Here is a 12798-nt window from a genome sequence, read left to right as displayed (position 1 = left end):
TTTAATATATTGCTTATCAGAATGGTATTTGAAATAGTTTACATAATTCTCAGCTTCTTCGTCTATTTTAGTTACCCAAACATGGAATATCTTATTAGGTAATTCATAGATCTGCTTAACAAAACTTTCCTTTTCCTCTTTTCTCATCAGATGTTCAAAAATTGGAAGGCATCTTGCAACAATAGACAACAATTGGATAGCTCTTATCAATTTATTTCCAAACTCTTCTGCTTCCTCTTCGGAATAATCATATATATTTAATACTTCAATATCGTTCAGCGCTGATTTTTCATCCTTAATTACAGACTTTTCGTGTTGTGTGGTTGCATCAGCGGCAGGAAGCTCTACTTTATGATCTTTACTCCACTTCATAAAGTCAGGGATGTTATCTAATCTGAATTCGATCCAACTTTCGGTAAAATTATTAGCCATTTCTAATATGAATCTAAGAATACGAACATTATCTGTGATCAAGGTTAAGAACAATAATATGTCACCGTTCATTCCGAAACAAGCATTCTTAATAATGTATTGTAAATCTCTATCATCACCTGTTTCGTGATACTGAATATTTAAATGACGTGCTACAAAAAAAGCTATATAACTATTATTGGAAAATACATATGAATTTTCATCATCAACTAGAGGCGTTAATATCTGTGATTTGATAAACAAATCAAGTGCTTCATTTACATTTACATTAGTACCATATTCTTGATTATAGTTTTCAATGCATCTAAAGATCATTTCGCTTGGTATTGGATATTGTTTTTGAAAATGAACATTATATGCTATTGCCGATAACAACATAAATGCTTTTTCAACAGAAATTTTTGCCTTAAATCTACTAAGTGCATTTACCAAATTAGCCTCAAATACCTTACTAAAAATATTTGTAGTTCGAGAAGCAGCGTCTCCAACATTCTTACAATAATATGACACATATTTTAATATAAAATCGGGATCCAGTCTGATAAGTCTTTTTTGAGAGTTTACTGTATCAGAAATGCTACGGACTATTTTATTTTTTAATGTAGGTTCTGTAATGTGACAAGCCACTGATTTTTCTATTAATTCAGTTCTCTTATCTGCATAAAACATTGTTAATTCATATTTAAAAATAGAATCAGATGTTTTCAAAAACTCTTTCATTTGCTCAATAACATCTAAGTTGTAGTTTTTTTTCGAAGAAAAAATGAAATAAGTAAACTCATTTTGTACTGCCTCAATTAGTCTTTCAAAATGGTCCGGCGCAAGAAGATCAACATCATCAATTATAAATACCTTTTTTTCAGTAGGTGACTGCTGGAATCTTTGAAAATCAGATGGATTTTCACCGTAAATATCCACAAAGCAGTTTTTCAAAATCCGTCTAGGATTTCCCCTCAAATTCTCTGTACCGCAAAACACCGGTGTATATCCTTTTTCGGATAAAGATAGAAACAACCATTTTAATAGCGTAGTTTTCCCAGTATTGTACTGTCCATAAATCATTACTTTCTTCTTAGTTAATATCTCATTTACGAATTCTTCATCTGTTAAGAATTCATTACTTTGGCCAGTTGATAATTCAGCACTTTCAATCCGTGGAAATACAAAGTATTTTGTAAAATCATTAGACGATTCTTGTTTAAGATCATTAAGCAGTTTTAAACGATATTCTGAACTAATAACAAGTGTTCGTTCTTTAGATGGTTTATGAATAAGTTTATAATCGTCCCCAAAAGTAACTTCATATTGTTGTGTTTTGCAAGTAGAAAATGCTTAGATTTGCAGCCAAAAGTGCCAAGCCCACTTGCCAGCATCGAAGTTAAATAGGAATTCGTTCCATTGCTTGTTTGAAGCGGAAACTCTCACCTGTGAAGGAGAGGATATGAGCATGGTGCACCAGACGATCGACGAGAGCTGATGTAAGTTTGGTATCGCCAAATATCGATGTCCATTGACCAAACTCCAAATTGGATGTAACGATCACACTCTTTTGCTCATAGCAATCCGCAATTACGTTAAATAATAGCTCAGATCCGGTTTGGCTGAATGGGACGTAACCAACCTCATCGAGGATGAGCAAATCAACCTTTCTCAACTTATCTCGAAATCGGCTGAGTGTACCCGCCGCAAATTTCTCCTGAAGCACGGCGACCAGATCGGAGGCTCGGTAAAACTGCACCGCTTTGCCTCGGCGACAAGCCTCCACACCCAATGCCGTTGCCATATGCGTCTTGCCCGTGCCTACGGCACCCATCAAGAGCAAATTCTCCTTGCGTTCTAACCATTCTAATCCTTGGATTTTCTCTGGACTGCTGCCGTTCGGAAAAGTGATATGGTCATACACATACCCTTCAAAGGTCTTTATATGCGGAAATCCAGCCTGCTGGACCAGTTTTCCTAACTTGGCACGTCGGCGGCCGTCCAGTTCCGCATTAAGAATTTGTTCCACCATGCTTTGAATCTCTTCGTTCTGCTGAAGCGATACATAGTCCATGACATGCGCCAATCGTAGCTGCCGACACATATCCGCCAGTTCTGTCGCCATGTTAGCTCACCCCCACAAGTTGGTCGTAGTGTTCGAGGGAGCCATCTGAACGGGTCCCCGGTGGCGACAGCGTCTCTTCCCACGTAACCGGCAAGTCCCGGTTTCCATGTTTCATGCCAAGGACCGCCGTGATGCGGTCGACCGCCGTATCCTGCCCTAGCAACGCGATCGCTTCTTGGATCTGTTCTATGGTGTACACACCGCTCCAATGCGACAGCGCCTGAAGACGTTCTTTTCGCTCGGCCAGATCTTTCACCGTCACATACGCTTGCAATGTTTCCGGCAACATGCGGAGAAATTGTGAGTGTGTAACACTGCGCGGTTTTCTCAACCATCCGGTAAACACTTTCGACCACGGAACGTCCGCAGTTCGCCCCGTGTAAGGTCTGGGGACTTCCCGAATCTTCTGGTGGTGGCCGTTCAGAATGACCAGACGATCCCAGAACGTTTAGACTACTATATACAACTTAAAGAAGGTAGTTGTGGTGGAGAAAGTCCTCGGGGGACATATGACGAACAGAGAAGGAGCAGTAGCCCTAGGGCTGACCGAACGGCAAATCATTCGACTAAAGAAGAAATATAGCACTGAGGGAGGAGCGCAAGGTTTAATTCATAGAGACTGTAAAATCATTTGTGTAAACTCCTAAACCAAGTTACTCTAGCAGTAGACAATACGAGACGGGAGACGGAGAACACAATGGGCATGTTTACCAAAGAGCAATTGAGACAGTTCATCAGCGAGAACCACATCCAGACTGCCGGAGATGTGCAGAATGCGTTAAAAATCTGTTCGAGCCGCAAATCGTCAAGAAGCATCAGAATGACGTATCGGGCATAGCAAACCAGATTATATCGATGTACGCAAAAGGAATGTCCACACGGGATATTCAGGCGTACTACAACCAGGTGTATGGCGTTGACTTATCCCCGACGCTCGTCTCCAATATCACTGACCGCATCCTGCCGCTAATTGAGCAATGGCAGAACCGGCCGCTGCAGCAGGTTTATGCCGTTGTATTTATGGATGCCATTCACTACAAGGTTCGGCAAGACAAGGCAATTATAAACAAGGCGGCTTACATGGTCATTGGCATCGATCTGGAAGGACATAAAGACGTTCTGGGCATATGGATCGGCGAACATGAATCGTCCAAGTTCTGGCTTGGTGTTCTGAATGACCTAAAGAGCCGCGGTGTCAAAGACATCCTGATCAATTGTGTGGACAACCTGAACGGCTTCAGCGAGGCGATCGCAGCCGTCTATCCACAGACAGACGTTCAGAAATGCATTGTGCATCAAATCCGCAACTCTATGAAGTACGTGCCATACAAGGATATGAAGGCCGTTGCGGCTGCGCTTAAGCCGATATACAAGGCTGTCAATGAGCAGGCCGCTGCGGCTGCTATGGATGAATTCGAAGCTGTGTGGGGCAAGAAATATCCACACATCGTACGTTCCTGGCGCTCCAACTGGACCGAACTTACAGCGTTCTTCCAGTATCCGCAAGAGCTGCGGAAGATCATCTACACGACTAACGTGATCGAAGGCTACCATCGCCAACTTCGTAAAGTGACGAAGGGCAAGACGATATTTCCAAGCGATGATGCTCTTTTGAAAATGCTATATTTATCCACAATGGATGTCATGAAGAAATGGACTGGTCGGATCCTCGGCTGGGGACAAATCCTCCTACAGTTGTCCATTCACTTCGGGGAGCGTGTCACCCCCTACATGCATTAAATCTTTTAAATGAGTTTACACAAAATACTTGACAGACCCGAAGAAGAGACTCCATGTGATCATTACAGATGGTATCACAATCATATAGGAGAATAATCAAGCAAACCAAGCAATTCAGCGAATTCGCAATGCCTCGATTTATGGACGAATGTTTGAAGTCAATCATCGATTCCATTTGGGATTGGAACAAAGTTAATGAAGCTTTAGCTATATATAAACCAAACATAATTCAGGAAGATCATTCTTCGTATCAATTAAACTACGCTCAATACAAACCATGAAGAAATCGCATTTTATGCGGCTTCTTTTTTGTATAAGTCTTTCTTAAATTAACGATGATCCTATCCTGAATCAAAAATTGAATATTTTTCGGGGCTAACCATGCTTATTGCCAACTCTTTATCCTCACGTATATACTATCAAGTAATCTCGTACTAGTATTCACTGGCTATGATTGCTGTCAACTTCGAACAATTGGTTTATAGACACTGCTTCGTTATAATTTTGTGAAGGCGCAATAATCTTTATATCGGTTGGATAATTTGTATCTGGCCCAAGATTCTCATTTACCGAAATACTCACTTTATCAAAATCCCCCAAAATTTGAATGATTCCAAGTATCTTTAGGACAGGTTTCCCATTATTTATTGTAGTATAAACTATTGACCCCATATGCGGCTTATGTTCACTAAAAACGATATCAATTAATTGAAACGTCTCGGTATACTTATATTTATCTTCATCAATTTAGAACTAAGCATAAATACGGAGACTAACATGGTCTTTAATATTTTGTTTATCTTCATTTTCATCACCATCCCTTGATTTCATTTTTTCCTGGCCAGGAAATTTTTAGCTAAGTTAGTATCTGTTAAATCATACTATTAATCCTATATATTGTAAACACTTATATGTATAAATATGGTAATTTAATATACTACCTGAATCCGTGAACTTGATCCCTTAACGGCGTCTTCGAGGCAGAGGACACCGCACGCATTAAATCCGGCAACCGATTCCTTCGCTATTACCTGGTTGAAGCTGCCAACTCGGTGAAAAACCGCGATGAGGAATTCGGTGAGTATTACCGGAAGAAGTACCAGGAAGTTCCTAAGTACCAACACAAACGCGCCCTCGTCTTAACGGCAAGAAAACTTGTGCGTCTGGTCGATGTGCTGCTGCCGGGCGGCCAACTCTATACGCCACGGAAGAAGGTAACGACTGCGAAGGATTGACGCCACCTTTGCCCAAGCCCTTTACTATTCCCAGTAAAAATATGGAGTTTTCCTCGATTTTGACTGGGCTTAGTTTGATATTGTCATTTTTCCAGACTCAAAGCACTTTTCACTTGAAAATTTCCAATTTACTCGAATCTAGCACTTGACATCATACCGCTGGACTTATGATGATACCCATCTATGATTGCTTTCTTCTTGGTTTCATTATAGAATTTGGAACCATAAGGGGGAATGCTCGGAATGGCCAATAACCTTAACGATCGGAAGAGAAGTTCAGCTGCACGGAAGGCGAAATCGTCCTGTTCCCACCGGGGATTCCTCATCATTATTACACGTCGGAGGGCAGCCTTTGGGAGTTCGTCTGGGCGCATTTCATCCCGGAGGTGCGCTGGCTGGATCTGCTCCCCATCGGACAGGACAACAACGGCCCTATTACCCTCCAGCTAGGAAAGTCGGCCGCCTTCGAGCGGATGGTCCTCGCCTTCGAGCGGCTCGTTCGCGAGAAACGCCATACGGACCGTTACGCCGAGCTGCTGTCGCTTAACGCGCTGGAGGAGGCGCTTATTCATTTAGCGCAGTTCGCAGCGGTTAGCGTGAGCCTCGACCCTCGTATTGCCGATACGCTAATCTATATAACCGACCATCTTGACGCACCGCATACGATTGCCGAGCTTGCGCGGCGCGTGTCGCTGTCTCCCTCCCGCTTCTCCCATCTGTTCAAGGGGCAGACCGGCGATTCCGTGATGGAGACGCTGCTGAAGCTGAGGCTTAAGCACGCTGCCCGTCTGCTGAAGCATACGACGCTGCTTGTGTCCGAGATCGCCGGACTCGCCGGCTTTCAAAGCCCGTTTTATTTCACGAAGCAATTCACCGCCTTTTACGGAATGAGCCCGACGGACTATCGCCGGAAAACATAAAGATGGCCGCCCTCCAAAGTCACATGATGACTTTAGAGGGCGGCCTCAGCTTTGTAATACAGTGAGTACCTTCTATATGATGAGGCAGTTCTTCAATCCCCGATCGTTCACGCGTCGCGCACGACGCGAAAGCCGCAGTTGCCCGTCGAGCTGTCGGGCGTATTGGAGCTGCGCGCCGCCACCCTGTATCGGTTGCAATAAGAACGATGGCAGAGATAGGAGCCTCCGCGCATCGATCGGCTGCCGGTTGGCGCCGTATAGACGGGGTTATCGGCCGGCATCGTCCGGTGGTAGTCCGGCGAGAACCAATCCGCGCACCATTCCCACACATTGCCCGACATCTGATAGAGACCATAGCCGTTCGGCTTGTAGGTCTGGACAGGCGCTGTGCCGACATAACCGTCGCTTGCGTTATTTTTCACCGGGAACTTGCCCTGCCATATATTGCATTGATGTTCGCCGTCCAGCTTCAGCAGATCGCCCCATGGATAGGTCTTGCCTTCCAAGCCGCCTCTCGCGGCATATTCCCACTCCGCCTCCGTCGGCAGCCGAACGCCGGCCCAGCGGCAATAGGCTTCCGCATCGTTCCATGACACATGGACGACCGGATGATCCATTCGATCTTCGATCGAAGAATCGGGTCCTTCCGGGGCAGCCCAGTAGGCGCCTTCGACAACCAGCCACCAGGGAACGCCCTGAGGCACGTCCTTAACCCGCCGCTTCGTCTCCTCCGACGCCAGCAGATGGAAGACGAACGACCAGCCGAAGGACTCGGCTTCCGTTCGATACCCCGTTGCATCCACGAACATCTTGAACTGCTCATTCGTCACGGGATACGGCGACATCTGGAAGCCCCGAACCCGCACTTCGCGCGCCGGCCCCTCCCCATCCTTCGGAAAGCCTTCATTCGTGTTCGTGCCCATCAGGAATGTCCCGTCCGGTATAGTCACCATATCGCTGTGCATCGCCTTCTCCGCCTTGCGCGGCAGCCTTCGTTCCAAAGTCACGAAGCTGCTTCCAGCGGCAAGGTCCGGCTTCGTATCGGCGCGGGATGCCGAGCAGCACGGCGGCAGCTTGTCCTCGTTCAACATGTCCATCCCCCTTAGCTTTCCTTTGAAAGCTTCTAACTATATATCGCAATACCAATAAGTCCGGATATGACCAATATCGATAACGGATGTTTGCGGAACAGGAGCAGCGCAGCCAGCGACCCCGCAAAGATAAGCACCTGGCTTAACGTGAACCATGACAAAGACGCGACAAGTCCGTTCCTAATCGCAAACACAACCGCTGCATATAGAATAAGACCTGTAATGACCGAACGCAACCCATAGAGCGACGATTGCATCCACTTGTTTTGATGGATTTTGAAAAATACCATGCCGACCGCCACGATAATCACTAGCGAAGGCAGCACCATGCCGATGGCGGCAGCAACCGCGCCTGCTAGTCCCGCCTGGTGCATGCCGACGAATATCGCCATATTCGTTGCGATCGGACCGGGCGACATGCCCGCGACGCCGATCATATCCGTGAATTCGGAAAGTGTCATCCAGCCGTGCCGCTCGACAACCTCCTGCTGAATAAGCGGAATCATCGCGTAGCCGCCGCCGAAAGCGACGAATCCGATCATCAGAAACGTCAGGAACAGCTCGAGCAGAATCATTGGGCGCACCTCCTTCATATTCAATCTGAATTAGATCATATAATCAAACACTTGCTCCTGCGGCTTGGGCGTCTTCTGATTCAGCCTCTCCCGCGCCTGCCCTTGCCCCCGCTTAGCCTTCACCATTTGAATGGCGATTCCCGCTGCCGCGCCTCCAATAATAAGCAGCATAGGATGGATATATGCCTGACCTACCAATAGCAGCAGCAACGTTACAACGATGAGCACTGCAGAGGTTTTATCGACAAGCGCTTTTTTGCCGTATTTGATGCCGGCATACGCGATCAACGCCACGATCGTTGCCCTGATCGACAGAAAAGCCGCTTCGACCTTGGGATTATCCTTTACTTGAAGGAAAATGAACGACAAAGCTACTATAATAGAGAAGGTCGGAAGCAGCATCCCCGCCATCGCAGCGATCGCGCCGCGAATGCCGGCAACACGATAACCGATGAACGTCGCGGAATTAATCGCGATCGCGCCCGGAACCGATTGAGCAACGGCGAAAACATCAGCAATATCTTCGCCTTCCATCCACTTCCGTTTCTCTACGACTTCCCGCTCAATGGCCGGCATAACCGCAAAGCCGCCGCCGAACGTAGTTGGGCTAATTCCGAGAAACGTCATGAACAATTGCCAGATGAGCTTCCCCGTTCCCTTCATGTCGATCTCTCCCTTTCCGATTTCTATCTCTATGAGTAGTATACCACCTTTTTTTCATTTTGAAATTAACTTTATTAAAAAAGGGCTATAATAAATCATTATAGAAGTCATAAGTCAAATATTCCGCCTAAATATATAGGTCCTATTCGAATGGTTTAACTGGGATATGATTCGTTTTTGCCATTTTGCAAATAAGTGGCACATATGTTATCTCAGTCTAGCTAATTACGCCGCATTTAGGATATGATAAAGGATAAAGGTCTTAAAGTTAATAGGAAAAGTAGGGATGAGGATGGACCAGCTTGCTACCAAACAATCCGTCAAAAAAACGGTGTACCAGCATATAGCGCATCAAGGCGTCGTATCAAAAGCCGATCTGCTCCCCAGCTACTCGCTTACGTCCAGCACGATGAATCGTTTGCTGGACGAGCTGCTTGGCGACGGGCTAATCGTGGAATCCGGCTTCGGACCTTCGAACGGCGGCCGCAAGCCGATCCTGTACAAAATCAATGAAGCGTACGGCTATGTCTTCGGACTTGAAATATCGCGGTTTTATTCGACGTTAGGTTTGTTCGACATGGGCATGAATGCAAAGTCGTCCGTGAGGTGGCGGATGGATCAGGATATGACGCCCGATCACTTCGTTGCTTATGTCGCCGGGCAAATTCGGAATCTGCTCGCCGATCACGGGCTGACCGAATCTCAAGTCATAGGGATCGGGATCGGCGCTGTCGGGCCGCTGAACCGCGATGAAGGGTTAATTCTGAACCCGCTCTACTTCCCGGCGAGCGGCTGGAACAATGTGCGGATCTGCGAGCGGATCGAGGCGGCAACCGGTATTCAAGCGAAGCTGGACAACGGCGCCAATACGGCGCTGATCGGCGAGCATTGGGCGCTTAGACATGAAGGCATCGAGCATATGGTCTACGTCCATGCGGGAATGAGCATGCGCTCCGCAATGATGTCTCACGGCCGGATTATTTATGGCTCGGTAGATATGGAAGGTTCGATCGGTCAAATGATTATCCAATCCGACGGCCCTCGTCTCCACGAGGAAGGCAATTACGGCGCACTCGAAGCGTATGTCTCGATTCAGGCTCTCGAGAAGCAGGCGCGCTCCGATGCCAAGATGGGCCGCGGCGATCTGACGACCGCTTACCATATGTCGGCGGAACAGATCAGCTATGATATTCTGCTCAGGGAGTTAGCGCGCGACAACGCCTATGTATCCGAGCTGTTCCTGCGGGCAGCGTGTTACTTCGGCATCGGCTTGTCCAACGTTATCAATCTGTTCCATCCGCAGACGATAATTCTCGGCGGCACGCTGGTCAATTCGCATAACCGGTTCTTCCAGACGGCAACCGAAGTGGCGAAGAGCAACGCGTATTATTATCCCGAATACGTCCCCGTGTTCTCCAAGGGCGTTCTGAAGGAAGACGCCGTCGCGACCGGTGCGGCTCTTATGGTATGGAAGGCGATGCCTGTCTAAACGGCGATCCGTTCAAAATGCAAAAAACACGTTGTCCATCCGAGCCGATGTAAGCTCGACAGTGACAACGTGTTTTTTTCTTCCTCTGCTATCGGGTCAACTCAATCGGGTGGCGTCTTATCAGTTCCGGAACCGCATCGCTTCGGCCGCTTTCCTTAAGCCGTTCCAGATAGCGGGGCAAATTCCCTTTGGCATGATACGCCCCCCCTTCCTTCATTACCGTCCATAGCGGATCAACATCGTATTTCATCGAAGACATCATCTCGTCATGCCAATCATTCAGAATGTAAATGGCATCCTTGCACACATGAGGCATTTCCGCCGCCAGATTGCGCTGCTCGAACGGGTCGTCCTTCAGATTGAAGAGCATCTCCTTGTCAAACAAATGATAACCGTCATGGTAGGTCCGTCCGCATATACAGCCAATCTTCGAATCGAACGCTCCGCTGGCATACATGCGCGCACTGGGATACAACCAGATAGTCTCGGCCATTGTAGGGAGCAGATCCAGATGATAATGCAGTCCGCTGTCTGAAGTGCCGTGGGTCATTCCGGGCCAACGGATAATCATCGGAATACGGCAAGTCGCCTGATCGGAAGTTCCGTGTTCGCCATAGATGCCGAGCTCGCCCATATTTTCGCCGTGGCCTGCCGTTATAATAACGACCAAATCATCCATTACCCCCTTCTCTTCGAGCGGCTTGAAGATAGAGCCGATACGTTCGTCCATATGGCGGACGCCGCAATCGTAGCCGTCGATCATAAATCGCAGTTCTTCCTTGTTGCGAATCTCTCCCGGATGTCTTGGATATTCGGGATTGGTCCGGTTGGCATACATGTTGATATCGCTTGCGCTATGCGGCCCCGTCTTCCGCATGTGCGCTTCCAGAACATCGCCCGCCGTGACCTACTACGCCGTTGTGTATGCCGAATCTGCCCGTCATCAACGCTGTGCGCGAAGGAAAACAAGGCGCGTCCGATGTGTAGTAGTTATCAAACTTGATTCCTTCGGCGGCAATACGGTCAATATGGGGCGACGTGTTTCTTGCATAGCCGTAGCAGCCAAGGTGATCCGGGCGCATTGAATCCAAATCAAGCAGCAATACTCTCATGAACGTGTTCCCCTCTTTTGTGTCGATTTCATTCCTACTAATCGACAGCGCGGCAGTCCGAAGGTTGAAGCGGCGATTCGAAGGCGCGCTGCCAAGGCTCGCCCGCGAGCTCATAAACCCAGTTTGACAAATAAGGATCGAACAAGACGGTTTTATCATTCCATTTGACAAGAAAACCTTCCTGGCCAAGCGACCATACTGCAATCGCATCCTCTGGAAGTGTGGTCGAGCGGACTTGCTCTCGAATGTTATTCGTCGGTTGAATTGGTGACATATGCTTAAGCTCCTTTGGGTGTGAATGGTATAATAGGAAAAGAACCGGTTAAGAGAAGATGAATCCATTCATGAACGATTTCAGTCAGCGCCAGCGTGACATTCGCAGGCTGGTGGCCAAGCGGGCTTGCGAGCAGCCCTTGCTGCCGAGCGGTCTATGGTTTCACGGCGATATACGCGACAACTTTTATTATGCGTCCTACTTGTATGCCGCCGCAAGTGAAGGCGAAGCTCGTCTGAGTCAAGTCAGTGTGGGCACTTTTTTGGGGGATGATGGATCATGCGAAAAAGAGCCGCGGCTTTGCCATTGGCTCCGTTTGCTTCAAGTGTCTTCCGGTAATCTTCCAGATGTTTGCGGTGCCGCCGGATCCTGTCTGGCCAACGCCTGTCTGACGGCTTTCCATATCTTCGGCAGGTGTCCCACAAACCGCTTCAGATCGCGTACTGTTCGGTCAGAAAGTCGCCGAACCCTTCCCAAAAGTCACCCTCGCTCCGATGCAGGTAATGCTGCTTGTTCGTAAGCCGCACACGCTTGCCGACCTGCTCCCATCCCTCATGCACCACGGCGATCACATGCTCCATCCCGTGCCGCTTCCGCCGCTGCAGTTTTCGTGTACAGGCCATCCACTTCCACGAACAGCACCCTGGCCTTGCGCTGTTCCACAGCCTTCACCGGCCCCTCCGCCGCAAAGGCAATAGCTGGTTCCAGCAGATGCGGACTGACTTTCCCTCGCCCTTCAAATCGCAAGTGCTGGTCGAGCAGGTACACGTATTTGCCGGTTTGGCGATCCATGTACAACCTTCGCTTGAAGCGGATGTTGCCAAATACGGTGTTCATGCTGGTCTCCCGTTCGGCCTTGACGCGATACCGCTCCCGATCCCGTTGCTCCAGAATGATCTCATCCAACTTCTCCAGCGCGGTTCTCATCGCGGCGGTGAACAGATCCTGCATCTTTCTGAACATCCACTCTTCAAGCTCTTTCATTGTCGGAATGATTGTGCTAAAGTGCTGCACAGGAGCCTCCTCCTTTTTGGTGTGTTTTTGGCAAATTTTACTCTAAAGACATGACCTATGCAGTTCGAGGTAATCCTTGGTAAATTTCCGGTTTGGGGGTAGCCCAAAGAAGCATTAAATAATGCTCCGGCCAAAAAAGGTCAATAAGT

The 12798-nt window shown here is 47.8% G+C and carries 12 protein-coding genes and 3 pseudogenes; 5 read left to right on the top strand and 10 right to left on the bottom strand.

The genetic code is table 11. The annotated features are described in order from the left end of the window. The 3 genes from POTG_RS24470 to POTG_RS18635 all read right to left on the bottom strand — a co-directional run. A partial coding sequence (locus POTG_RS24470; protein ID WP_036646217.1) for an STAND family AAA ATPase occupies window positions 1-1494 on the bottom strand: 1494 nt, incomplete at its 3' end. 316 nt (window positions 1495-1810) lie between these two features. After that, window positions 1811-2536 (bottom strand): IS21-like element helper ATPase IstB, encoded by a 726-nt coding sequence (istB, locus tag POTG_RS18640; RefSeq protein ID WP_009226406.1) that lies wholly within the window; start codon window positions 2534-2536, stop codon window positions 1811-1813. Window position 2537: 1 nt separating this feature from the next. Then, a complete protein-coding gene (locus POTG_RS18635; protein WP_198136234.1) occupies window positions 2538-2810 on the bottom strand; it encodes a hypothetical protein in 273 nt (90 codons plus the stop codon). A 446-nt stretch (window positions 2811-3256) separates the two neighbouring features. Between POTG_RS18635 and POTG_RS18630 the strand changes: the two genes are divergently transcribed. From POTG_RS18630 to POTG_RS18615, 4 genes and pseudogenes are all read left to right on the top strand, one after another. Next, window positions 3257-4276, top strand: coding sequence for an IS256 family transposase (locus POTG_RS18630; protein ID WP_415841585.1), 1020 nt, complete (start codon window positions 3257-3259; stop codon window positions 4274-4276). A gap of 965 nt (window positions 4277-5241) precedes the next feature. Next, window positions 5242-5511, top strand: a pseudogene (locus POTG_RS18625) (IS110 family transposase); the annotation flags it as partial. A gap of 281 nt (window positions 5512-5792) precedes the next feature. Further along, window positions 5793-6032, top strand: a pseudogene (locus POTG_RS25170) (AraC family ligand binding domain-containing protein); the annotation flags it as partial. A gap of 75 nt (window positions 6033-6107) precedes the next feature. Continuing rightward, on the top strand, window positions 6108-6431 hold the full coding sequence (locus POTG_RS18615) for an AraC family transcriptional regulator (protein WP_332306514.1): 324 nt from the start codon (window positions 6108-6110) through the stop codon (window positions 6429-6431). A gap of 107 nt (window positions 6432-6538) precedes the next feature. Here POTG_RS18615 and POTG_RS18610 read toward each other — a convergent pair whose 3' ends face one another. The 3 genes from POTG_RS18610 to POTG_RS18600 are packed head-to-tail and all read right to left on the bottom strand — an operon-like array spanning window position 6539 to window position 8760. After that, window positions 6539-7528 (bottom strand): formylglycine-generating enzyme family protein, encoded by a 990-nt coding sequence (locus POTG_RS18610; RefSeq protein WP_009226401.1) that lies wholly within the window; start codon window positions 7526-7528, stop codon window positions 6539-6541. A 26-nt stretch (window positions 7529-7554) separates the two neighbouring features. Continuing rightward, the gene (locus POTG_RS18605; protein ID WP_009226400.1) at window positions 7555-8097 is read right to left on the bottom strand and encodes a chromate transporter; all 543 of its coding nucleotides are present in this window, start codon (window positions 8095-8097) and stop codon (window positions 7555-7557) included. Window positions 8098-8127: 30 nt separating this feature from the next. Continuing rightward, on the bottom strand, window positions 8128-8760 hold the full coding sequence (locus POTG_RS18600; RefSeq protein WP_009226399.1) for a chromate transporter: 633 nt from the start codon (window positions 8758-8760) through the stop codon (window positions 8128-8130). A 286-nt stretch (window positions 8761-9046) separates the two neighbouring features. On the opposite strand from POTG_RS18600, the gene POTG_RS18595 reads away from it, so the two are divergent. After that, on the top strand, window positions 9047-10249 hold the full coding sequence (locus POTG_RS18595) for an ROK family protein (protein ID WP_009226398.1): 1203 nt from the start codon (window positions 9047-9049) through the stop codon (window positions 10247-10249). An 88-nt stretch (window positions 10250-10337) separates the two neighbouring features. Here the strand turns inward: POTG_RS18595 and POTG_RS18590 are convergent, their stop codons facing one another. The 4 genes and pseudogenes from POTG_RS18590 to POTG_RS22825 form a co-directional block, all read right to left on the bottom strand. Further along, on the bottom strand, window positions 10338-11126 hold the full coding sequence (locus tag POTG_RS18590; protein ID WP_379402341.1) for a sulfatase-like hydrolase/transferase: 789 nt from the start codon (window positions 11124-11126) through the stop codon (window positions 10338-10340). Continuing rightward, a complete protein-coding gene (locus POTG_RS25435; protein WP_379402343.1) occupies window positions 11104-11361 on the bottom strand; it encodes a sulfatase-like hydrolase/transferase in 258 nt (85 codons plus the stop codon). The genes POTG_RS18590 and POTG_RS25435 overlap by 23 nt, the downstream gene beginning before the upstream one ends. 37 nt (window positions 11362-11398) lie before the next feature. Further along, window positions 11399-11635, bottom strand: a complete 237-nt coding sequence (locus POTG_RS18585; protein ID WP_036646206.1) for an MBL fold metallo-hydrolase — start codon at window positions 11633-11635, stop codon at window positions 11399-11401. A gap of 257 nt (window positions 11636-11892) precedes the next feature. Further along, window positions 11893-12649: pseudogene (locus POTG_RS22825) on the bottom strand (UPF0236 family transposase-like protein); the annotation flags it as partial. Between the last annotated feature and the right edge of the window lie 149 nt (window positions 12650-12798).

The organism is Paenibacillus sp. oral taxon 786 str. D14 (assembly GCF_000159955.1).
GTDB lineage: Bacteria > Bacillota > Bacilli > Paenibacillales > Paenibacillaceae > Fontibacillus > Fontibacillus phoenicis.
The sequence above is the reverse complement of the archived record's forward strand: the minus strand, read 5'-3'. Positions and strand labels throughout refer to the sequence as shown.